This window comes from Actinacidiphila polyblastidii (genome assembly GCF_036353415.1).
In the GTDB taxonomy this organism is placed as follows: domain Bacteria; phylum Actinomycetota; class Actinomycetes; order Streptomycetales; family Streptomycetaceae; genus Actinacidiphila; species Actinacidiphila polyblastidii.
In genome coordinates this window covers 1-22,668 of the sequence record NZ_JAZEWV010000051.1, presented here as the reverse complement: position 1 = coordinate 22,668, position 22,668 = coordinate 1, and the positions used below count along the sequence as shown (strand labels likewise).

The 22,668-nt window shown below is 75.2% G+C and carries 12 protein-coding genes; 7 read left to right on the top strand and 5 right to left on the bottom strand.

The window, feature by feature from the left end:
* The first annotated feature begins 126 nt into the window (after positions 1 to 126).
* The 3 genes from topA (at position 127) to V2S66_RS32590 (ending at position 10,020) form a co-directional block, all read left to right on the top strand.
* Positions 127 to 2,961, top strand: coding sequence for a type I DNA topoisomerase (gene topA / locus V2S66_RS32600; RefSeq protein WP_330800415.1), 2,835 nt, complete (start codon positions 127 to 129; stop codon positions 2,959 to 2,961).
* A gap of 107 nt (positions 2,962 to 3,068) precedes the next feature.
* Positions 3,069 to 6,287, top strand: coding sequence for a dTMP kinase (tmk, locus tag V2S66_RS32595; RefSeq protein WP_330800414.1), 3,219 nt, complete (start codon positions 3,069 to 3,071; stop codon positions 6,285 to 6,287).
* 448 nt (positions 6,288 to 6,735) lie between these two features.
* On the top strand, positions 6,736 to 10,020 hold the full coding sequence (locus V2S66_RS32590) for a BTAD domain-containing putative transcriptional regulator (protein ID WP_330800413.1): 3,285 nt from the start codon (positions 6,736 to 6,738) through the stop codon (positions 10,018 to 10,020).
* 31 nt (positions 10,021 to 10,051) lie between these two features.
* Here V2S66_RS32590 and V2S66_RS32585 read toward each other — a convergent pair whose 3' ends face one another.
* A complete protein-coding gene (locus V2S66_RS32585) occupies positions 10,052 to 11,437 on the bottom strand; it encodes an RNA polymerase sigma factor (protein WP_330800412.1) in 1,386 nt (461 codons plus the stop codon).
* Positions 11,437 to 11,856, bottom strand: coding sequence for a YciI family protein (locus V2S66_RS32580; protein ID WP_330800411.1), 420 nt, complete (start codon positions 11,854 to 11,856; stop codon positions 11,437 to 11,439). Before V2S66_RS32580 ends, V2S66_RS32585 begins: the two co-directional genes overlap by 1 nt.
* 277 nt (positions 11,857 to 12,133) lie before the next feature.
* Between V2S66_RS32580 and V2S66_RS32575 the strand changes: the two genes are divergently transcribed.
* Entirely contained in the window at positions 12,134 to 12,847 is a 714-nt protein-coding gene (locus tag V2S66_RS32575; RefSeq protein WP_330800410.1) for a DsbA family oxidoreductase, read from the top strand.
* 63 nt (positions 12,848 to 12,910) lie between these two features.
* Here V2S66_RS32575 and V2S66_RS32570 read toward each other — a convergent pair whose 3' ends face one another.
* Both V2S66_RS32570 and V2S66_RS32565 read right to left on the bottom strand, forming a co-directional pair.
* A complete protein-coding gene (locus V2S66_RS32570) occupies positions 12,911 to 14,854 on the bottom strand; it encodes a sigma-70 family RNA polymerase sigma factor (RefSeq protein WP_330800434.1) in 1,944 nt (647 codons plus the stop codon).
* Between the two features lie 399 nt (positions 14,855 to 15,253).
* A complete protein-coding gene (locus V2S66_RS32565; RefSeq protein WP_330800409.1) occupies positions 15,254 to 16,093 on the bottom strand; it encodes a TetR/AcrR family transcriptional regulator in 840 nt (279 codons plus the stop codon).
* Between the two features lie 425 nt (positions 16,094 to 16,518).
* Between V2S66_RS32565 and V2S66_RS32560 the strand changes: the two genes are divergently transcribed.
* Together V2S66_RS32560 and V2S66_RS32555 are read left to right on the top strand one after the other, a co-directional pair.
* Complete coding sequence (locus V2S66_RS32560) at positions 16,519 to 17,958, top strand: NAD(P)/FAD-dependent oxidoreductase (protein WP_330800408.1); 1,440 nt, start codon at positions 16,519 to 16,521, stop codon at positions 17,956 to 17,958.
* A 281-nt stretch (positions 17,959 to 18,239) separates the two neighbouring features.
* Positions 18,240 to 20,093: an ATP-binding SpoIIE family protein phosphatase gene (locus V2S66_RS32555; protein WP_330800407.1), complete on the top strand. Its 1,854-nt coding sequence runs from the start codon at positions 18,240 to 18,242 to the stop codon at positions 20,091 to 20,093.
* Positions 20,094 to 20,325: 232 nt separating this feature from the next.
* On the opposite strand, the gene V2S66_RS32550 is transcribed toward V2S66_RS32555, so the two are convergent.
* Positions 20,326 to 21,639 carry an MFS transporter gene (locus V2S66_RS32550; protein ID WP_330800433.1) on the bottom strand — a complete coding sequence of 438 codons (1,314 nt, stop codon included), beginning with the start codon at positions 21,637 to 21,639 and terminating at the stop codon, positions 20,326 to 20,328.
* A 144-nt stretch (positions 21,640 to 21,783) separates the two neighbouring features.
* On the opposite strand from V2S66_RS32550, the gene V2S66_RS32545 reads away from it, so the two are divergent.
* Positions 21,784 to 22,344, top strand: coding sequence for a MarR family winged helix-turn-helix transcriptional regulator (locus V2S66_RS32545; RefSeq protein WP_330800406.1), 561 nt, complete (start codon positions 21,784 to 21,786; stop codon positions 22,342 to 22,344).
* Positions 22,345 to 22,668: the final 324 nt, after the last annotated feature.

Here is a 22,668-nt window from a genome sequence, read left to right as displayed (position 1 = left end):
TGTGGATAGAACGTACATCGGGTTACCGTTCGAGTGGCGTTGTGGACTTTTCCCGTTTGACACGGGCCCAGGAGGTACGGTCACACTCCGCAGCGACACCCCTTCTACCCGGAGAGATGAGCGAAGTTGTCCCCGACCCGCGAGACCGCACCAGGCGGCCGCCGACTCGTCATTGTCGAGTCGCCTGCCAAGGCGAAGACGATCAAGGGCTACCTCGGCCCGGGATACGTCGTCGAGGCCAGCGTCGGGCACATCCGCGACCTCCCCAACGGGGCCGCCGAAGTGCCGGCGGAGTTCAAGGGCCAGCCATGGGCGCGGCTCGGCGTGAATGTGGACAGCGATTTCGAGCCGATCTACGTCGTGAACGCCGACAAGAAGGCTCAGGTCAAGAAGCTCAAAGATCTTCTGAAGGACTCCGACGAGCTATTCCTCGCCACCGATGAGGACCGCGAGGGCGAGGCCATCGCCTGGCATTTGCAGGAAATCCTCAAGCCCAAGGTCCCGGTGCACCGGATGGTGTTCCACGAGATCACCAAGGACGCCATCCAGGCGGCCGTCCGCAATCCCCGCGAGCTGAACCAGCGGCTGGTGGACGCCCAGGAGACCCGCCGCATCCTCGACCGGCTGTACGGCTACGAGGTCTCCCCGGTGCTGTGGAAGAAGGTCATGCCGCGGCTGTCGGCCGGCCGTGTGCAGTCCGTCGCCACCCGGCTGGTCGTGGAGCGCGAGCGGGAGCGCATCGCGTTCCGCAGCGCCGAGTACTGGGACCTGACCGGCACCTTCAGCACCGGCAGGACCGGGGACGCCTCCGACCCCTCCACGGTCGCCGCCCGGCTGATCGCGGTGGACGGGCGCCGGGTCGCCCAGGGCCGGGACTTCGACGCGTCCACCGGTCAGCTGAAGTCCGGCGCCAACGTGCTGCAGCTCGACGAGTCCGCCGCCCGGGCGCTGGCCGCGTCGCTGGCCGACACGCAGTTCGCGGTGCGCAGCGTCGAGTCCAAGCCGTACCGCCGCTCGCCGTACGCGCCGTTCCGCACCACCACCCTCCAGCAGGAGGCGTCGCGCAAGCTCGGCTTCGGCGCGAAGGCCACCATGCAGGTGGCCCAGAAGCTGTACGAGAACGGCTTCATCACCTACATGCGTACCGACTCCACCACGCTCTCGGTGACCGCGATCAACGCCGCCCGTGCGCAGGTCACGCAGCTGTACGGGGCCGACTACCTGCCGGACAAGCCGCGCGTCTACGCCGGGAAGGTGAAGAACGCGCAGGAGGCGCACGAGGCGATCCGCCCCTCCGGCGACCGCTTCCGCACCCCGGCCGAGACCGGCCTGACGGGCGACCAGTTCCGGCTGTACGAGCTGATCTGGATGCGCACGGTCGCCTCCCAGATGAAGGACGCGGTCGGCCAGTCCGTCACCGTCAGGGTCGGCGGCTCCTCCGCCGACGGGCGGGACGCCGAGTTCTCCGCGTCCGGCAAGATCATCACCTTCCACGGCTTCCTCAAGGCGTACGTCGAGGGCGCCGACGACCCGAACGCCGAGCTGGACGACCGCGAGCGCCGGCTGCCGCAGGTCACCGAGGGCGACCCGCTGAGCGCCGACGAGATCACCGCGGACGGCCACGCCACCAAGCCTCCGGCCCGCTACACCGAGGCCAGCCTGGTCAAGGAGCTGGAGGAGCGCGAGATCGGCCGCCCGTCGACGTACGCGACGATCCTCGGCACGATCCTGGACCGCGGCTACGTCTTCAAGAAGGGCACCGCGCTCGTCCCGACGTTCCTGTCCTTCGCCGTCGTCAACCTGCTGGAGAAGCACTTCGGCCGGCTCGTCGACTACGACTTCACCGCCTCCATGGAGGACGACCTCGACCGCATCGCCCGCGGCGAGGCCCAGGCCGTGCCGTGGCTGCGCCGCTTCTACTTCGGCGCCGAGGACGGCTCGGGCGCCACGGAGCACTCCGCGGCCCTGGCCGGCAACGGCGACGGCGACCACCTCGGCGGCCTGAAGGAACTCGTCGAGGACCTCGGCGCGATCGACGCCCGGGAGATCTCGTCCTTCCCCGTCGGCGAGGGCATCATGCTGCGCGTCGGCCGCTACGGCCCGTACGTGGAGAAGGGCGAGCGCGGCGAGGAGGACCACCGCCGCGCCGACGTGCCCGACGAACTGCCGCCGGACGAGATGACCGTCGCGTACGCGCAGGAGCTCTTCGACCGGCCCAGCGGCGAGTTCGAACTCGGCACCGACCCGGCGACCGGCCGCCCCGTCGTCGCCAAGGACGGCCGTTACGGCCCGTACGTCACCGAGGTGCTCCCCGAGGACACCCCGAAGACCGGCAAGAACGCGATCAAGCCGCGCACCGCGTCGCTCTTCAAGTCGATGACCCTGGACACGGTCACCCTCGACGACGCGCTCAAGCTCATGTCGCTGCCCCGGGTGGTGGGCGCCGACGCCGAGGGCGTCGAGATCACCGCGCAGAACGGCCGCTACGGGCCCTACCTGAAGAAGGGCACCGACTCACGCTCCCTGGAGAGCGAGGACCAGCTCTTCAGCATCACCCTCGACGAGGCGCTGGCCGTCTACGCCCAGCCCAAGGCCCGCGGCCGCGCCGCCGCCAAGCCGCCGCTGAAGGAACTGGGCACCGACCCGGTCAGCGAGCGCCCCGTCGTCGTGAAGGACGGCCGCTTCGGGCCGTACGTCACCGACGGCGAGACGAACGCGACGCTGCGCCGCGACGACGACGTGGAGACGATCACCCCCGAGCGCGGGTACGAACTCCTCGCCGAGAAGCGGGCGAAGGCCCCGGCCAAGAAGACCGCGAAGAAGGCCGCCCCGAAGAAGGCGGCGGCCAAGAAGGCGGCTCCGGCGAAGAAGGCCGCGGCGAAGAAGGCGGCGCCCGCCGCCAAGAAGGCCGCCACGAAGAAGACCGCGGCGACCAAGAAGGCCGCCTCCCTCCCCGAGTGACCTCCGCGCTGACCTCCGCGCCGCTGGACCGGCCCCGCGAGGGGTCCGGCCGGCGGCGGAGGTGAGGCAGGAGGAGTGGCGGGGCCGGAGCCGGATAGGCTGTCAGGATGACGCGATCCGAGCAGCCGGCGCAGCCCGCCGGCGTCACCGAGGCGTTCGCAGCAGACCTCGCGGCCGACTCCCGTGAGCGGGCGGTGGGGGCGCTGCTGAAGATCCCGGCGCTGCGCAGGCTGTGGAGCGCCCAGCTCACCGGAGCGGTCGCCGACCGCCTCGGCATGCTGGTGCTGCTCTACCTCACCGTGCAGGCCGTGTTCACGGCCGGCGCGTTCGGCGACGGCTACCGCGGCATCGCCTTCGCGACCGCCGCCGTGCTGGCCGCCCGCGTCGTGGCGACCGTGCTCTTCGGCGCGGTGCTGCTCGGCCCGCTGTCCGCGCTCACCTCGCACGCGGGGCCGCTGGACCGGCGCTGGACGATGATCGGCGCCGACGCCGTACGGCTCGCGCTGTTCGTCATCGCGCCGCTGTGGATCACCTGGACGCCGCACTCGGCGTACCTGTGGCTGCTCGGGACCGCGTTCGTCGCCGGCGTCGCCGAACGGCTGTGGGCGGTGGCGCGCGACGGCGCCGCCCCCGCGCTGCTGCCGGCACCCGGCGACACCTCGGTCCGGCCCGCGCCCGACCACCTGGCCACGCTGCAGCGCCTGGACCTGCGCACCGGCTTCGTCGCGCTGCCGCTGGCCGCCGCCTCGCTCGTCGTGATCACCCTCGTCAACACGCTGATCGCGGTGGGCATCGACTGGTTCCACCTGCACCAGGCGGCCCTGTCCTCGTACGTCGCCGCCGGGCTGTTCTCCTCGTCCATCGCGGTCCTCTACCTGCTCGAACTCCCCTCCGGCACCCCGGCGCGGCCGCGCTCCCCGCTGGAAGGGCTGCGGCTGCCCAAGGGGCCGTCGGGCGCCGAGCGCGGCCGCAGCGGCGCGCTGCCGCTGTTCGTCCTGGCCACCGCCGCCACCGCGGGCGCGATCGGCGCCGCGGCGGCCGTCGCCGTCCTGCACGCCACCACCATCGGCTTCGGCCCCACCGGCTTCGGGCTGCTCGTGCTGGCGCTGACCGGCGGCACCGTCACCGGCATCAGGATCGCCCCGCACACGCTGCCGGGGCTGTCCAGGCGGCGGCTGTTCGCGCTGGCCATCGGCGTCACCGGCATCGCCCTGCTGCTCACCGGGATCGTCGCCGACCAGACCACGGTGCTGCTGATCGCCCTGCTGGCCGGCCTCAGCGCCGGCGTCACCGCGAACACCGGCCACCTGCTCGTCGAGCAGGAGGCCGAGGAGCCGCGCCGCGCCAGGACCGCGGAGCACCTGCGGGCGGTGGTACGGGCCGCGCTGGGCGTCGCCGCCGTCGGCGCGCCGCTGCTTGCCGGCGCGATCGGCCCGCGCCGCATCCACAACGGCCACTTCACCTTCGACCACGGCGGCGCCGCCTACACCCTGATGCTCGTCGGCGCGCTGCTGCTGCCCGTCGCCGCCCTGGTGCTCGGCAAGACCGACGACCGCAGCGGAGTGCCGCTGCGGCGCGACCTGCGCGAGGCGCTGCGCGGCGGCGAACCGGCCGCCGCGCCGGCCGCCGACGGCTTCTTCATCGCGATAGAAGGCGGCGACGGCGCCGGCAAGTCCACCCAGGTGGAGGCGCTCGCCGAGTGGATCCGCAGCAAGGGCCACGAAGTCGTCGTCACCCGCGAGCCGGGCGCCACCGCGATCGGCAAGCGGCTGCGCTCGATCCTGCTCGACGTGTCCTCCGCCGGCATCTCGCACCGCGCCGAGGCGCTGCTCTACGCCGCCGACCGCGCCGAGCACGTCGACAGCGTGGTGCGGCCCGCGCTCGCCCGGGGCGCGATCGTCATCTCCGACCGCTACATCGACTCCTCCGTCGCCTACCAGGGCGCCGGACGCGACCTCGCGCCCACCGAGGTGGCCCGCATCTCCCGCTGGGCCACCGACGGGCTCGTCCCGCACCTGACCGTGCTGCTCGACGTGACGCCCGAGGCCGCGCGGGAACGGTTCACCGAGGCGCCCGACCGGCTGGAGTCCGAGCCGGCCGAGTTCCACCAGCGCGTCAGGGCCGGATTCCTGACGCTGGCCGCGGCCGACCCGGCCCGCTACCTCGTCGTCGACGCCGCCCAGACCCCGGAGGCCGTCGCCACTCTCGTACGGCACCGGCTCGACCAGCTGCTGCCGCTCTCCGCCCAGGAGATCGAGGCGCGCGCCGAGGCCGAGCGCAAGGCGGCCGAGGAGGCCGCCCGCCGCGTCGCCGAGGAGGCCGCGCGCAAGGCCGAGGAGGAGCGCAGGGAGCGCGAGCGCCAGGCCCAGCTGGAGAAACTGCGCCGCGAGGAGGAGGAGCGCCGGCTCGCCGCCGAGGAGGCTGCCCGCCGCGAGATCGCCGAACGCAAGGCCGCGCAGGAGGCCGAGGCGGCCCGCCTCGCCGCGGAGGCCGAGGCGGCCCGCGTCGCCGAGCAGACCGCCCGCCGCGAGGCGGAGGAGGCGGCCCGCGCCGCCGAGCAGGAACGGTTGCGCCGGCTCGCCGACGAGCAGGCGCGGCTGCGCTTGGAGGCGGACGAGAAGCGCCGCGAGAAGCAGCGCAAGGCCGAGGAGGCGCTGCAGCGCGCGGAGTCCGCCCGCGCGCAGGCCGCCGAGCGGGCCGCGGCCGCGGCGGCTGCGGCTTCCGCCGCAGAGGCCGACGCCGACTCCGACTCCGACGAGACCGCGGTGCTGCCCGCCGTCGCCGACGAGCCCGAGCAGTCCGCGTTCGAGGACGACAGCAACACGACGGTGCTGACGCCGGTGCACGGCGCGGGTGACGCGTCCGAGACGACGACGGTGATGGCGCCTGTGCCGGCCGAGGAGCCGGCGGCCGAGGAGCCGGCGGAGGAGGAACCGGCTGCCGAGCCGGCGCCGGACGACGAGCCCGAGGATCAGCCCGCCGACGAGCCCGCGTCCGACTCCTCCGAGACGACGACCGTCATGCCGCCGGTCCGCCCGCAGGACGCGGACGGCACCGCCGGCGCGGACGAGACCGCGGTCCTGCCGCCCGTGCCGGGCACGGCCCGCGACTCCGATCCCACGGACCGCGTGCCGCCGTGGCTCTTCCGGCCCGACCAGCCGGACAACGAGCGCACCCGCGAGATGCCCTCCGCCCAGCAGCCCCCCCGGCGCCCCCGCCCCGACTGGGCCGAGGAAACCCCCCTCGACGACCTCCCCACCCTCGCCGACGAACTCCTCGGCCCCCACAACGACGACACCCCCCGCCCCCCCAAACGCTCCTCCTGACCCCACCCCCGGAGGTGCCCCGCAGGGGCACACGAGGGGCGCGGGGAACTGCGCGAGCAACCGGCCACCGGGCGGAGGGTCCGGGGCGAGACGGGTGCACCCGGTCGGTGCGGCCGGTGCCCCGCAGGGGCACACGAGGGGCGCGGGGAACTGCGCGAGCAACCGGCCACCGGGCGGGGGGTCCGGGGCGAGACGGGTGCACCCGGTCGGTGCGGTCATTGCCCCGCAGGGGCACACGAGGGGCGCGGGGAACTGCGCGAGCAACCGGCCACCGGGCGGGGGGTCCGGGGCGAGACGGGTGCACCCGTCTCGTGCGGCCGGTGCCCCGCAGGGGCACACAAGGACCACCGCCCCCCCGGGCGGGGGGTCCGGGGCAAGCGGGGGCACCCGCTCGGTGCGGCCCCGTAACGGCCGAGCGCCGGCGACCCCGCGTCGGCGACAATGAGACGTGCGCTATCTGCTGCTGGGACACGCCGAGGTGCGGGACGGCGACACCGCCGTCCCGCTGAGCGGCGCCCGCCTGAGAGCGCTGATCACCGCACTGGCCCTGCACCCCGGCCGCGCCGTCCCGCAGGACGAGCTGATCGCCGAGGTGTGGGCGGACGACCCGCCCGCCGACGCGCCGGGCGCACTGCAGGCCCTGGTCGGGCGGCTGCGCAGAGCCCTCGGCCGGGAGGCCGTGACCTCGGAGCCGGCCGGCGGCTACCGCCTCGTCGCGCGCCCGGAGTCCGTCGACCTGTTCGAGTTCGAGGCGCTGCTGCGCGAAGGGGAGGCGGCGCTGGGCCGTGACGCGGCCGCCGAGGCACGGACCACCCTGACCCGCGCGCTCGCGCTGTGGCGCGGGCCCGCCCTGGCCGACATGCCCGACGACACCGGCCGTCGCACCGCTGCGGCGGCCCGCCCGGAAGCCCTGCGGCTGGCCGCACTCCGGCTGCGGATCGAGGCCGATCTCGCGCTCGGCCGCGCCGCCGACGCGCTGCCCGCGCTGCGCGAGGCGGTGGCGGACCATCCGCTGGACGAGGCGTTCCGCGTCCAGCTGATCCGTGCGCTGCGGGCGGCGGGCAGGACTGCCGACGCCCTGGTGGCGTACGAGGAGGCCAGGACCGTCCTGGCCGAGACGCTGGGCGCCGACCCCGGCCCCGAACTGCGCGCGCTCCACGCGGAGTTGCTGCGCCTCGAACCCGTGCCCGAGCCCGTGCCTGCGCCCGCGCCGCCGCCGACCGCGCCCCGCAGCGGCAACCTCCGCGCCCGCCTCACCAGCTTCGTCGGCCGCGAGGCCGAACTCGACGCGATCCGCGCCGACCTGGGCGCCACCCGCCTGGTCACGCTGACCGGTCCCGGCGGCTCGGGGAAGACCCGGCTGGCCCAGGAGGCCGCGGACCGGGCCGACACCGCGGACCACCCCGACGGCGTGTGGCTCGCCGAACTCGCCCCGCTCGACGACCCGGCCGCCATCCCGCACGCCGTGCTGAGCGCGCTGGGCCGCCGTGACACCTTCGTGCTGACGCCGACGTCGTACTCGGTCGAGGACCCGCTGGCCCGGCTGCTGGAGCACTGCGCGTCGCGCCGCCTGCTGCTGGTGCTCGACAACTGCGAGCACCTGATCGGCGCCGCCGCCGCGCTCACCGCGGAGTTGCTCGCGCAGTGCCCGGGGGTGACCGTGCTGGCCACCAGCCGTGAGCCGCTGGGCGTGCCGGGGGAGGTGGTGCGCCCGGTGGAGCCGCTGCCGCCGCTGACGGCGTACCGGTTGTTCGAGGAGCGGGCGGCGGCGGTGCGCGGTGGCGCGGACGCGCAGGGTCCCGGCGGCCGCCGCGCGGACCACGACGAGGCGGCGGTGCGCGAGATCTGCCGCCGCCTGGACGGGCTGCCGCTGGCCATCGAGCTGGCCGCGGCGCGGTTGCGCGCGCTGTCCCCGCGGCAGATCGCGGACCGGCTGGACGACAGGTTCCGGCTGCTGACCGGCGGCAGCAGGACGCTGCTGCCGCGCCAGCAGACGCTGCGCGCCGTGGTCGACTGGAGCTGGGACCTGCTCGACGAGCGCGAGCGGGACACGCTGCGCGCGCTGAGCGTCTTCGCCGGCGGCTGCACGCTGCCTGCCGCCGAGGCGGTGTGCGGCGCGGACGCGCTGGACACCGTCGCCCAGCTCGTCGACAAGTCCCTGGTGATCGCCGACCACGGCCGCCCGGGAGGCACCCGCTACCGGCTGCTGGAGACCATCCACGAGTACGCCGCCGAGCGGCTGGCCGAGCATCCGCAGGAGGCCGCCGCCGCGAGCGCCCGGCACACCGCCTACCACCGCGACCTGGCCCGGACCGCCGATCCGCAGCTGCGCGGCGCCGACCAGATGCACTGGCTGGACGTGCTGGAGACCGAGGTCGACAACATCAGGGCCGCGCTGCACCGCGCGATCGCCGCGGGCTGCGAGGACGACGCGATCCGGATGGCGCTGGCCATGGGCTGGTTCTGGTGGATTCGCAACTACCGCGACGAGGCGAGCGGCATGCTCGACCGGGTGCTCGCGCTCGGCGGCGGGCCGCCGCAGGACGACACCGACCCGATGTACTGGCCGCGCATGGACCTGCGGCTGCTCGACTTCTTCGTCAAGAGCGACCTCGACGCGCAGGAGCAGTGGTTCTCCTCGCAGGGCCGGGAGACCGCCGACCTGCTGATCGGCGTCTACGGCAAGGGCGGTCCGCCGGCGGCCCGCTTCCCCGGCCTGCTGTGGCCGTTCACCGCCTACCTGCACGGGGGCAGTGCCGAGATGCGCCGGCACACCGACGCGGTCGTCGCCAACTGCCGCATCCACGGCGGCGACTGGGAGCTGGCGGCGGCGCTCATGTTCCGCACCCACGTCACCGTCGACTCCCCCGGCGGGCTGGAGCGGGCCGACGCGGACCGCGCGGAGCTGAGGCGGCTCACCCCGCGTCTCGGCGACCGCTGGGTCCGCGCCCAACTGCACGGCGCCAGCGCCGAGATCGAGACGCTGCGCTGCAACTACGCACAGGCGCTGGCGGACTACGAGGCGGCTCTCGCGCTGAGCCGGGAGCTGGGCGCCGTCAGTGAGGGAGCGTTCCTGCTGGGGCGGATGGCCGACCTGGCGTACCGCGCGGGCGACGACGAGGCGGCGCGCACCCTGTGCGCCCAGGCCGAGGAGGAGGCCGAGCGCTACTCCGTCTGGGACGCCCGCACCTACATCCGCTACCTCAAGGCCGTGTTCCTGCTGGAGCGCGGCGAGGTGTCCGAGGCCCGCGCGATGTGCGAACTGACCGCGGGCCACATCGCCGACGGCACGCCGCCGCCGATGTTCCAGGTCCTGGTGGCGGCCCTCGCCGCCCGCATCACCGCCGCCGAGGGCGACCTCCGGGGCGCGCTGGCCGGTCTCGCCGAGGCCGCCCGCACCGCCGAGGAGGTCGGCTGCACCGATCCCGTGCTGGCCGCCCAGTTCGACACCGCCGCCGACCTCCTGCTCTCGCTGGGCGATCCGGCCGCGGCGGTCCGCCTGTCGGCGGCGTCCACCGAGGTACGAGGCGCCCTGCCGCGCACGGTCCGCGAGGCCGCGGCGCAGGCCGCGCTGCGCCGCGAGGCGGCGCGGCTGCTCGGCCCGGCCGGGCTGTCCGCCGCCGAGGCCGCGGTGCGCGGCGCGGACAGGCCCGGGGCGGTCGCGCTCCTGACCGAGCTGGCGGCGCGGCTGCCCGCGGACGTGGGCACCGGCGCGGCAGCGGACGAGCTGTAGCGGTGGCCGGAGCCGGAAGGGACCGGACCGGTCACGGCAGCGCGGCTGCCTTCCGCAGCAGCACCGAACGCTCGCGGGCGTTCCCGCACAGCCGCGCCGCGAGCTCGAGTTCGGCGCGCGCCTCCGCGGGCCTGCCCAGGCGGGCGAGCAGCTCGCCCCGCACGCTCGGCAGCAGGTAGGAGCCGGAGAGGCGGTCGGTGGCGACCAGGTCGTCGACCATCTCCAGCGCCTGTCGCGGCCCGTGGGCCATCGCGACCGCCACCGCCCGGTTCAGCTCCACCACCGGCGAGGGGGCGACGCGGCCCAGCGCCTCGTAGAGCAGGACGACACGCTCCCAGTCGGTCTCCCGCACGGACGGCGCCGAGGCGTGGCAGGCGGCGATCGCGGCCTGCAACCCGTACGGGCCGAGGCCCCGACCCGCGGCCGCCGCACGGCCGAGGGCGGCCAGGCCGCGGCGGATCGCGGTGCGGTCCCACTGCCGCCGGTCCTGGTCCTCGAGCAGCACCGGATCGCCGCCCGGTCCGGTGCGCGCCGGGAAGCGCGCCGCCGTCAGCTCGCACAGCGCGAGCAGCCCGCAGACCTCCGGCTCGCCCGGTTGCAGCGCGGCGAGCGTCCGGGCCAGCCGGATCGCCTCGTACGCGAGGTCGGGCCGCACCAGGTCGGCGCCGCTCGTCGCGGTCGAACCCTCGGAGAAGATCACGTAGAGCACGCTGAGCACGCCGCCGAGCCGCGCCGGCCGTTCCCGTGCCGGCGGCAGCTCGAACGGCACGCCCGCCGCGGCGATCGTCTTCTTCGCTCGCGTGATCCGCGCCTGGACGGTCGGCACCGGCACCAGGAACGCCCGCGCGATCTGCTCGCTCGCCAGCCCCGCCACCGCCCGCAGGGTGAGCGCCACGCGTGCCTCCGGCGACAGCACCGGGTGGCAGGCCACGAACATCAGCGCCAGCACGTCGTCGTCGACCCGGTCGGGGTCCCACGGCAGGTCGTCCGTCCGCTCCGGCGGCGCCGCCGCGCCCGCGGCCGCCTCCCCTTCGGCGAGGCGGCCGGCGAGCAGGGTGTACCGCGCGTCGAGCGCGGACCGGCGGCGGAAGACGTCGATGGCGCGCCGCCGCGCGGTCGCCAGCAGCCAGCCGACCGGGCTGGCCGGGGCGCCGTCGCGCGGCCAGGAGACGAGGGCTTCGGCGAGCGCCTCCTGCGCGACGTCCTCGGCGAGTTCGAGGTCGCCGGTGTAGCGGGCCAGCGCGCCGACGATCCGCGCCGACTCGATCCGCCACACGGCCTCCACGACGCCCCTCGCCGCCCCGGGGTCAGCGGCCGGGCCGCCCGCCTCCCCGGCCGCGTCGGTCCCGCCGGCGACGCCCGCGTCCTCGGCCGTGCCCGCCTCCCCGGCCCCGCCCGGGCCCGCCCCCTCGGCCATCAGAGCTGGCCGGTCTGCTCACGCCACGCCCGCTCCTTGACGATCCACTCGTTGTCCTGCGGGAACTCGTCGATGCCCGGCACCCGGCGGACCTCGCACTTGGAGCCGGCGACCGCCGGAAGCCGCTTCGCCCACTCGACGGCCTCCTCCTTGGAGGCCACGTCGATCAGGTAGAAGCCGCCGAACAGCTCCTTCGTCTCGCCGTACGGGCCGTCGGTGACCACCGGCTGCTCCGCGCCGAAGTCGACCACCACGCCCTGCGCCGGATCGTCGAGCCCCTCGGCGGCGACGAGCACGCCGGCCCGGATCAGCTCCTCGTTGAAGCGGCCGATCGTGTCCAGCATCTGCTCGAACGGCGTCTCCATCATCTTCGCGACGGACTCGTCCGTGCCGCGCATGATCAGCATGTACTTCGCCATTTCCGGCCTCCTCACAGCGGGTCGTCCTTCGACCCTCTCACTCTCAGGTCGAACGGGACCGCCACGGATCGACACGGCGGCCACACGATTTTTCCGAAGAGCGTCGGGCCGCTCTGGCCGGGCGGGCCGCAGGCCCGGGGAATAGCGTGGCGCGGAGCCGGGTTGGGCGTGGTTGAAAGGTCAAGCAGACCTGCGGCCGTACGGGCCCCGTACGGCCCCGCCCCGCGCAATCCCGTGTGACCCGGTACGGACGCGCCGACGGAAGAGAGAGAACGCAGTGAAGGTCGAGATCTACTCGGACATCGCATGCCCGTGGTGCTACGTGGGCAAGACCCGGTTCGAGCAGGCGCTCGCCGCCTTCCCGCAGGCCGCGTCCGTCGAGGTCGTCTACCGGCCGTTCCAGCTCGACCCGTCGGCGCCGGAGCAGCCGCGCGGCCACCGCGAGGTGCTCGCCGCGAAGTACGGGCCGCAGGCCGCCGCCATGGACGACCGGATCACCGCCCTCGGCGCGGCCGAGGGCATCACCTTCGACTTCGACACGGTGCTCGAGAACAACTCGCTGCTCGCCCACCGGCTGCTGCGCTTCGCCCTCGACAGCCACGGCCCCGCCGTCCAGAGCCGGCTCAAGGGCCGCCTGATGGCCGCGCACTTCGGCGAGGGCCTGGACATCGGCGACCGCGGGCAGCTCGCCGACGCGGCGGCCGAGGCCGGGCTGGACCGCGACGCCGTCACCGCCTTCCTCGCCGGGGACGGCCTCCGCGACGAGGTGCTCGCGGACATCGACGGGGCGCGCGGCCTCGGCATCACGGCGGTGCCCACCTTCGTCTTCGAGGGAAAGTGGGCGGTCCAGGGCGGCCAGGAGTCCGCCACCTTCCTCCAGGCGCTCGAACAGGTCGCCGAGGAGACCGGGCTCGTCCGGCTGGGCGCGGCGGCGGAGGCCTGCGGCGACGACGGCGCGTGCGCGGTGCCCGCGGAGCAGCCGGGGGAGTGATCCCGGGGGTGGCGCCCGGGGTCGGCGCCGGGGGAGTGAGGCCGCCGGGCCGCCCGCGCGGCCTCACCCGCAGGTGATGACCGAGTCCGCCCAGTCCGCCAGGTTCGCCTCGCCGAACCCGCGTCCCACCGGCCGCACCACGAGCCGCAGCGTCCGGTAGCCCTTCAGGCCGACGTGCACCGGCACCGCGGGGTCCCCGGCGCGCACCGGGCCCGACCGCCACAGCGGAGAGCCGTCGCCGTAGACGGAGAAGTCCACGGTGCTGCGGACCCGCCGGACGAGGTCGTCGACGCCGGCCCGTGCGTCGTACGACACGCACGCCCGGTTGAGGTCGATGGTCACCGTCGACGGCGCGTGCACGGTGATGCCGTGCGCGAAGGTCGTGCCGCCGATGCTCAGCCCCCAGCGGTCCCACCACCAGCTGCCCAGGCCCGGCCGGATCGTCGGCGCGGTCGCGCCGGAACCGGCGAGGGCCACGGGCAGCGAGTTCACCTTGTACGCGGTGGGCGCGGGCGGCGGCGGACTCGCCGGCGGCGGCGTGGTCGGCGGGGGCGTGGTCGGGGGCGGGGTCGGCGTGGGTGTCGGGTGCGGCGCGGGCGACGGGGCGGGCCCGGCCGGCGGCGCGGGCTTCGGCTGCCGCGTCGGCGTCGGGCTCGGGCTCGGCCGGGGTGCCGGAGCCGCGGCCGCCGGCAGTACCGGCGGCGGTGTGAGAGAGGGCGAGGGCTTCGGCCGGGCCGGCGGCGCAGGCGCCGCGGGCAGCGTCGCGACGGGCGCGGAGGCCGGCGGCCCGGCTCGCGGGGGTGCGGGCTTCGGCTTGGCCTCGCCGCCGGTCAGCGCGAACGCCAGCGCCGTCGCGGCCGCCGCGACCACGATGCCCGCCACCAGGCCGGCCTTGGCCGGCGCGCCCAGTCCCTCGCCCGCGGCCGCGCCGCCGCCCGCGGCGCCGGCGCTCGAACCCGATCCGGTGGCGGCCGCCGCCGCTCCTCCCGCGGCCCCCGCCGCGGCAGCGCCGCCGGCGACGATCCCGGCGGCCTTGGCGGCATATGCCGCCGCGAACCACCCGATGTAGGCGACGGGCAGCAGTCCCTTGAGCGCCGAGTTCAGGTCGGCCAGCTCCAGCGAGGCCGCGCTGCACCGCTCGCACTCCTTCAGGTGCCGGTTCAGCTCGCGGTCCGCGCGCAGGCGCAGACCGCCCCTGGCGTGCGCGCCGAGCCGGTCCGCGTACCGCGCGCACTCGCCCTCCGCCGTCAGGCTGGAGCTGACGTGCGCCTGCAGATACGCCTGGCGCAGGCCCTCGCGCGCCCGGTGGGCGAGGACTGCCGTGGCGTTCGGCGTCAGGCCGAGCAGCGGCGCGACGGCGCTCGGCGACTCGTCCTCGACCGCGGTGTGCCACAGCACGGTCTGCCAGCGCTCCGGCAGCGTACGGAACGCCTTGATCGCCAGCGAACGCTCCGCCGCGTGCATCGCCCGGACGTCCGCGCCGACCTCCTCGGTCCCGCCGGGCGCCGACGAGCCGGTCGCGCTCACCGCGAAGACGGCGAAGTCCTCCACCAGCTGCTCGCGCTTCGTGCTGGTGCTCCACGTCGCGGCGACCCGCCGCACCGTCGTGAGCAGATAGGCGCGCACCGCCGACTGCGGGCCGCTGCCGCCGCGGATCGCCTGCAGCGTACGGGCGAAGACCTCGCCGGTCAGGTCCTCCGCGGTGTGCGCGTCGCGGCAGCACGAACGGGCGTATCGCCGCACCGCGTCCGCGTGCCTGCGGTACAGCTCCTCGTACGCGCTGTCCCGGCCGCCCCGGACCAGGTCCACCAGCTCGGCGTCCGCGAGGGAGGAGGGATCGGCGGGGGGCTCCGCGGGGTGCGCCGCCGGGTGTTCCGCCGCGGGCTCCGCGGGGTGCGCCGCGGGATGCACGTCGCCGTCGGCCGGCGCGGGCCCTGTCCCCTGCGGGGGGACCTGCTCCGCCGGGCCGCGCACGGCAGCGGCCCCCGCCGCCTCGGGGCGCGCCATCGGGTCGCGCTGGCCCGGAACCCTGCGGGACGGCAACTCGTCGCCGGTCTCCGGGACGGGGGCTGACGCCCCGGGATCGCCGTTCGCCTCATCCACGGGCCCAGCGTGGCACAACCGGGGGCCGCGCCGGTGCGTGATCCGGTGGAACCACCCATCCGTGAAAGGGGCGTTCACACTTGCTCCCCGTCCCGGCCGTGCCCTGCCGGCAGGCGCCCGTGCGCCCGTGCGCCCGGCGAGGGTGCGGGGGATTCAGCGCCACCCGCCACCGGCCGCCACCCGCCACCGGCCGGCGGTCACCGCTTGGCGGCGAGTGGCCCTTCGGGCCGGGCGTACGCCCCTCGGCGGCGAGCAGGCGCCGCCGGTCCGCTGCCGGGCCGGCGGCTCTGCGGGAACGGCGCGTCAGGGGTGGTCGGACGGGGCCTCGTCGGTGGGCGTGATGCGGTCGGCGGGGCGGGAGCGGAGTCCTTCCAGGAGGATGTCGAGGAGCCGGGAGGACGCCGCGGCCTGCTGGGCGGCGTCGGGGAGCGAGGGCGCGGCGGTCGCGATGACCAGCAGGACGTCCGCGACCGAGACGTCGCGGCGCAGCTCACCCGCCTCGCGCGCGCGGTCGACGAGCTGGCCGACCACGTCGAGCAGCGTCCGCACACTGTCCTGGTCGAGCCCCGCGGCGTCGCGGGCGGAGTGCTCGGCCGGCCCCGCGGCCTCCGCGCGCTCGCCCGGCAGCGGCAGCCGGGTGCGCTGCTGCGGGACGCGTGCCGCGTCGGGACCGCCGGGCGGGTACACCGCCCTGCCGTACTCGGCGCGCGGCTCCGCACCGGGCGACCCCTGCACGCGCAGCACCTGCGGCGGCAGCAGCCGCCCCGCGCCGGACGCGGCCGAGGTCCGCAGGAAGCGCGCGAGCGCCGACCACGCCTCGTCCTCCTGGCCGAGCGCGGTGCGCGCCTGCTCGGTCAGCCGCGCGGTCTCCTCCTCGGCGATGCGCCGCACCAGCACGTCCTTGCTGGGGAACCGCCGGTAGACGGTGCCGACGCCGACCCGGGCGCGCCGGGCGACGTCCTCCATCGGGGCCCCGTAGCCCAGCTCGCCGAAGACTTCACGAGCGGCCCTCAGGACGTGTTCGAGATTGCGCTGTGCGTCGACCCGGAGCGGCGCCGGGCGCTCGCCCCCGGTAGTGGTGGAAGTGCCGCCACGGCCGTCGGAACCTGCCGTCGCAGCGCGCTGAGCATCCTGAATGTGCATTTGTCCATCCCCCGCAAATCTCTCAGTCTCCCCCCGGAGACTCCCCACCCATTACGAAGATCGCTGCGTACGAGACGCAGTTGTACGAGATACGAACATAGTTGAGGCTGCGTCAATAAAGAAGGGGGCGAGAGCCGATTCGGCCCCCGCGCGGCTGCCGCGCCCCGTGCTGCGCGCCCCCGCCTGCGCCGTCGCCGCCCGCGCTCGGGGCGGGCCGCCGGATCGGCTCAACCGGGCGGCGGGACCGTCCTGGCGCGGCCGCCGGATCGCCCCGGCGCGGCAGGGCGCCCCGCCCGGCGGCTCGTCGCTCCCTGCGGCCTTTGCCCGCTGATGGGCGCACCCGGCGGCGCGCCCGGCGCCGAAATCCCGGAAACATCATGTCCGCCCTGTGGACAAACAGCTCCGGTCCATTGCGTCATGGACCAATGACGGAGTCCGGAGCTTTGGCCAAGGGGAGCTTGCCGCGCATTCTCGTGGTCGGCGGTGGCTATGTGGGTCTGTACGCGGCCCTGCGCCTGCAGCGGAGGCTGAAGCGGGACGAGGCGGAGATCGTCGTGGTCGGACCGCAGCCGTACATGACGTACCAGCCGTTCCTGCCCGAGGCGGCGGCCGGCTCGATCTCCCCGCGGCACGTGGTGGTGCCGCTGCGCCGGGTGCTCGGCCGCTGCCGGATCGTGCTCGGCGAGGCCCGCTCGATCGACCACGAGCGCCGCGTCGCGAGCGTCGTGACGCTCGCCACCGCGGAGCAGGGCGACGGCGTCCTGGAGATCCCGTACGACCAGCTGGTGCTCGCGCCCGGTTCGGTCTCCCGCACGCTGCCGGTGCCGGGGCTGGCGGAGCACGCGATCGGCTTCAAGACCGTCGAGGAGGCGATCGGGCTGCGCAACCACGTGCTGGAGCAGCTCGACATCGCCTCCTCCACCCGCGACGCCGAGGTCCGTGAGGCCGCCCTCACCTTCGTCTTCGTCGGCGGCGGCTACGCGGGCGTGGAGGCGATCGCCGAGCTGGAGAACATGGCCCGCTACGCCGTGCGCTACTACCACAACATCCGCCCCGAGGACATGAGATGGGTGCTTGTCGAGGCGACCGGCCGCATCCTGCCCGAAGTGGGCGAGGAGCTCGGCCGGTACGCGGTGCGGGAACTGCGCGGCCGCGGCGTCGAGGTGCACCTGGAGACCCGGCTCGAGTCGTGCGAGCACCGCATCGCCGTGTTCTCCGACGGGTCGCGGCTGCCGACCAGGACCGTGGTGTGGACGGCCGGCGTCAAGCCCGCGCCGCTGCTCGCCTCCTGCGGGCTCCCGCTCGACCCGCGGGGCCGGCTGCGCGCCGAGGCGACGCTCCAGGTGACCGGCGCCGACGGCGCGTGGGCGGCCGGCGACGCGGCCGCCGTCCCCGACCTGACCGCGGAGAAGCCCGGCGTCCTCTGCGCGCCCAACGCCCAGCACGCGGTGCGCCAGGCCCGGGTGCTGGCCGACAACGTCGTCGCGCACCTGCGCGGCGCGCCCCTGGACGAGTACCGGCACGCGTACGCGGGCTCGGTCGCCTCGCTCGGACTGCACGAGGGCGTCGCGTACCTCTACGGGCGCAAGCTCAAGGGGTACCGGGCGTGGTTCATGCACCGCGCCTACCACCTCAGCCGGATGCCGACCTTCAACCGCAAGGCGCGGGTGCTCGCGGAGTGGGTGCTGTCCGGCCTGTTCAAACGGGAGATCGTGTCGCTCGGCTCGCTGGAGCACCCGCGCGCGGAGTTCGAGCTGGCGGCGGGCGGCGGGCACGGCAGGGGACGCCGCGGCGTCCCCCGGCCCGAGGACGGCGCCGGCCCGGACGCCGGCGGCGGCCCGCGCGAGGGCGGCGACCACGGGTGAGGGCGCGTCCGGGCGGCCGCGGCCACCCGCCGGCTGCCGCGCACACCGCGGATCGACTCCCGCCCGACTCCGTCCGGACCGCGCCGTGACTCCGTCCGGACCGCGCCCTGAGTCCGGGCCGACCCGGACCTGACCCGGGATGTGCCCCATGATGGTGGCGGTCCCGGACTCCGCTGGGGACGCACGCGATTCCCGCCGGAGCCGCCGGTCGGCCACACTGGGCGGGTGACCCCGCGTGCAGCAGCACTTCCAAAGCGTGACACATATGAGGAATCGGACGTTTGAACCTGACGCGTTGGAGCGGCCGGCTCCCCGGAACACAGCGCCGCGCCGCGGTCCCCGCGGCCCGCGGCAAGGCAGGCGACCCCGCGGGCGGCTCGACGGGACGCGGCAACGCCGGGCGGCCGGGCGACGGCGCGACGCCCGCCCCCGCCGACGCGGCGGCGCTCTCGGCGGCCGTCTCCGACGGGCCCGCCGGTTCGCCGCACGCGACGGCCGGCGCGACGGCCACCGCCGACCCGTGGCGCGCCGCGGACGGCTCCGGCCAGGCAGGCGGCGGACCGCCGCCCGGCGCACCCGCCGGCTCCAGGGACCGCGCCGCGGCCGGACTGCTCGCCGCACAGACGTACGGGACCGGCGTCCTCGCCAGCCTCCCCGCGCTCATCGCGGTCACCCACGGACCCGCGCACCGCGTCGCCTTCGTGAACGACGCCTACGCCGAGGTCTTCGGCACCCGCGCGACCGGCGGACCGGCCCGCGAGGCGCTCCCCGAACTCGACGAGCTGGGCCTGCTTCCGCTCATGGACCAGGTCCACCGCAGCGGCCGGCCGCGCACCGTCAAGGCCCGCAAGGTCACCCGCTCGGACGGTGCGGCCCTCACCCGTCCGGGTTACTTCACCTTCACCTGCACCCCGGTCCAGGCCGACGACCCCGACCCCGACCGCCGCGGTGTCCTCGTCTTCGCCGCCGACGTCACCGACCAGGTGCAGTCGGCGGAGCGGCTGCGCGAGAGCGAGCGGCGCCTGCACGAGACCGCCGTCACCCTCCAGCGCAGCCTGCTGCCGCAACAGCTCGAACAGCCCGACGACCTGCGGGTCGCCGCCACCTACCAGCCGGGCGGCACGGACGCCGCGGTCGGCGGCGACTGGTACGACGTCATCACCCTCGGCGCCGGGCGCACCGCCGTCGTCATCGGCGACGTGATGGGCCGCGGCGTGCGGGCGGCGGCCGTGATGGGCCAGCTCCGCACCGCCGTCCGGGCGTACGCCCGGCTCGACCTGCCGCCGCACGAGGTCATCCAGCTGCTCGACGGCCTCGCCTCGGAGATCGACGCGACCCAGATCGCCACGTGCGTCTACGCCGTCCACGACCCCAGCGAGGGCCGGCTGTCCTACGCCAGCGCCGGCCACCTGCCGATCCTCATCCGCGACCCGGACGGCGCGGTGCGCCGCGCCGAGGAGCCGACCGGGCCGCCGCTGGGCACCGGCGGCTGGATCCACACCTCCGGCAGCATCCCGCTCGGGCCCGGCTGCACCGCCGTCCTGTACACCGACGGGCTCATCGAACGCCGCGACCGCGACATCGACGAGGGCGTGGACGCCCTGACCCGGGCGCTCGCCGGCGCCGCCGGCTCGCCCGCGGTGATCTGCGACCGGCTCCTGAGGTCCCTCGGCGTCACCTCCGAGCACGACGACGACGTGGCCGTGCTCGTCCTCCAGTACCCCGACCACTCGGGGAGCGACGAGGCGGAGCTGTTCCGCAACGCCTCCCTCGAACTCCTCGGCGGCATCGAGGCGGCCCCGCGCGCCCGTGCCTTCGCCACCGGCGTCCTCGCGTCGTGGCGGTTCCCCGTCGAGCTGCGGGACCTCGGGGTGCTCGCGGCCGGCGAGATGGTCGCGAACTCCCTCAAGCACGGGCACCCGCCCATGCGGTTGCGTCTGCGCCGCACCGACCGCCGCCTGATCATCGAGGTCACGGACGGCGACGAGCACCTTCCTCGGCGCCGCCGCGCCGAGCCCGGCGACGAGGCGGGCCGCGGCATCTCGATCATCGCCACGATCGCCTCCAACTGGGGCTCCCGGCGCACCCCGGGCGGCGGCAAAGCAGTCTGGTGCGAGTTCGCCCTGCCGAGCTGAGGCTCCCCTCCGGCCCAGCCGCCCCCGAGGGCTGAGCTGCGCTCGGGGGCGGTCGCCTACGGGGCTGGGTCCGGCCACCGGTCGGGTCGGCTGCGGGCCGGCTACCGGGGGCATCCGGGTCGGGCTCCCGTCCGGCTCTGGGCGTGGGTCCGGCTGACCGGTGGGGTCGCCTACCGGGCCGGCTCCGGCTGCAGTCCGCCTACCGGACCCCCGCACCGCCGTCGCCGGCCGCTCAGGCCGCCGTGGTGGTGGGGGTGCGCGCTTCGGAGCGGGCCACGACGCGGGTCGGCCGGGTGGGGCTGTCCTGGGCCGCGGTGAGACGGCGTCCCAGCCGCAGCGCGACCGCCGAGATGGCGAGCGAGCAGACCACCAGCATCAGCAGGTACGCGTCGTACGCCCCCGCACCGACCAGCACGCCGCCCACCGCGGGGCCGAGGGCCAGCGCGAGCTGCTTCACCAGGGCGAACGCGGAGTTGTACTGGCCGACCATGCGGTCCGGCGCCAGGTCGGCCACCAGCGGCGACACCGTCGGCGCGAGCATGGCCTCGCCGAGTCCGAAGAGCGCGTACGTCGCGATGATCGCGGTGACCGCGGCGGCATGGTGACCGTGCGCCAGCCCGGAGACCCAGGCGACCAGCCAGGCGGCGGCCCAGACGATGCCGACGCCGGCGATCACCCTGCTGCGGCGCCGGTGCTCGACCAGGCGCAGCACGACGAACTGGGCCAGCACGATCACCGCGGTGTTCGCCGCCAGGGCGATGCCGAGCGTGGCCGGCGAGATCCGGGTGACCTGCACCGCGAACGCGGACAGGCCGGACTCGAACTGTCCGTAGCACGCGAAGAACATCACGAAGCCCAGGACGCAGAGCATCACCATGGCCCGGTCGGAGAGCAGCGCACGCCAGCCCGCGGACGCCGCGGACGCCGCGGGAGCGTCCGCGGCGCGTATCGCCGCGCGGTCTCCGCCCGAGGTCGCGGACCGCGGCAGCCGTACACCGGCCACCACCGCGCCGAGCACCAGGAACATCGTCGCCTCGATGGCGAACAGCCGGATGAACGACGACGGGTGCGCGGTGTCCACGATCAGGCCGCCGATCAGGCCGCCCACGCCGAGTCCCAGGTTGTTCAGGAAGAACTGCGTCGCGAAGGCGCGCGAGCGGGTCGCGGTGGTGGAGCACCACACGATCATGGTGGCCAGCGCTGGCTGCACCACGGATATCCCCGCGCCGAGCGCGCCGGCGGCCGCGATGACCCCGGCCTCGCTCCCGCTCAGGCCGAGCCCCAGCGAGCCGGCGGCGGCCAGCACGGTGCCGGCCACCGCGACGGGGACGGGCCCGCGCCGGTCGATCACCCGGCCGGTGAAGGGCAGTACGAAGAGCGCGGCGATGGCGAACGTCGCGAGCACGACGCCTGCCGTGCCCGCGCCCAGGCCGCGGACCTGGGACACGTAGATGAACGTGAACGGCACGGTGAAGCCGTTGCCGAACGCACTCAGGGCGTTCCCCAGCTGGATCCGGCGCAGCGCGGCGCCCATGGCGGTGGTCACACTCACCTCTCTCGGTCGTGGAGCTTCGACACCGGTCCTGACGTGCGGAACTTCGGTGCGTAGACTTCAACAGTAAAGTTCGAAGCTAAAGACTACATAGCGAAGGGCTTTAGGGCAACGCTCTTGCGTGGCATACTCATTCCCATGACCGCAGCCGGAGCTTCCCCGGGCGAACCCCAGGAACTCGACCTCGACGAACAGATCGCCGCCTACCAGCGCGAGTTCCCCGAGGTGGACCCCCAGGTGGAGAAGGTCGTCACCGCGCTCGGCCGGCTCAACCGCCGTATGCACGTCGCCTACGGCCGCCAGCTGGTCGACCTCGGGATAAGCAACTCCGAGTGGGAGGTGCTCAAGGCGCTGGTCGTCGTCGGCCGCCCGTACCGGCTCGGCCCCGGCGACCTCGCCAAGCGCCTCGGTCTCACCCCGGCCGCGATGACCCACCGGATCGACCGCATGGTCACCGACGGCCTGGTCACCCGGGAGCGCGACGAGGCCAACCGCGTCCGCGTCATCGTCGAGCTGACCGACGAGGGCCGCGAGAAGTGGCTCCAGACGATGCGCCTGGCCGCCGCCTTCGAGGACGAGCTGCTCCAGGACCTCACCCCCGTCGAGCGGTCCGCCCTCGGCGAGATCCTCACGACGCTGCTGCGCCGGGTGGAGTCCACCCAGCCGGACGCCGGCGGCCGGCTGGAAGGCCTCGACTGACCCGGGTTGACACGACCCCGCCGGGTCCGTAGTGTTTTCCGGGTTGTCCGAGCGTGAGCGCCGACTCCGGTCGGTCCCCGGACAGCCATCCCGCAGGAAACTCTCGATTCGATGCGCTTCGCGACTCGTCGCGTTGCCGTGATCCCTTCGTGCGTTTTTTCGGAATGCGAGCGGTCATTCGAATCGCCCGGCCGATTTGGCCCGGCGGGACGAGATCCGCTAAAGTCTCACTCGTCGGAACGGCCCAACAGCCGGAAAGACAAGCCCCGCTGACTGGGGGTCAGGCACTGGAAAGCGTCTGATAGAGTCGGGTGAAGCAAGACA

Excerpts from the sequence above, each read along its gene's own strand:
- V2S66_RS32580 (WP_330800411.1), bottom strand. The coding sequence starts at position 11,856 with ATGGCGAAGTACATGCTGATCATGCGCGGCACGGACGAGTCCGTCGCG.
- V2S66_RS32565 (WP_330800409.1), bottom strand. The coding sequence starts at position 16,093 with ATGCACATTCAGGATGCTCAGCGCGCTGCGACGGCAGGTTCCGACGGC.
- V2S66_RS32545 (WP_330800406.1), top strand. The coding sequence starts at position 21,784 with ATGACCGCAGCCGGAGCTTCCCCGGGCGAACCCCAGGAACTCGACCTC.
- V2S66_RS32585 (WP_330800412.1), bottom strand. The coding sequence starts at position 11,437 with ATGGCCGAGGGGGCGGGCCCGGGCGGGGCCGGGGAGGCGGGCACGGCC.
- V2S66_RS32560 (WP_330800408.1), top strand. The coding sequence starts at position 16,519 with ATGACGGAGTCCGGAGCTTTGGCCAAGGGGAGCTTGCCGCGCATTCTC.
- V2S66_RS32570 (WP_330800434.1), bottom strand. The coding sequence starts at position 14,854 with ATGGCGCGCCCCGAGGCGGCGGGGGCCGCTGCCGTGCGCGGCCCGGCG.
- tmk (WP_330800414.1), top strand. The coding sequence starts at position 3,069 with ATGACGCGATCCGAGCAGCCGGCGCAGCCCGCCGGCGTCACCGAGGCG.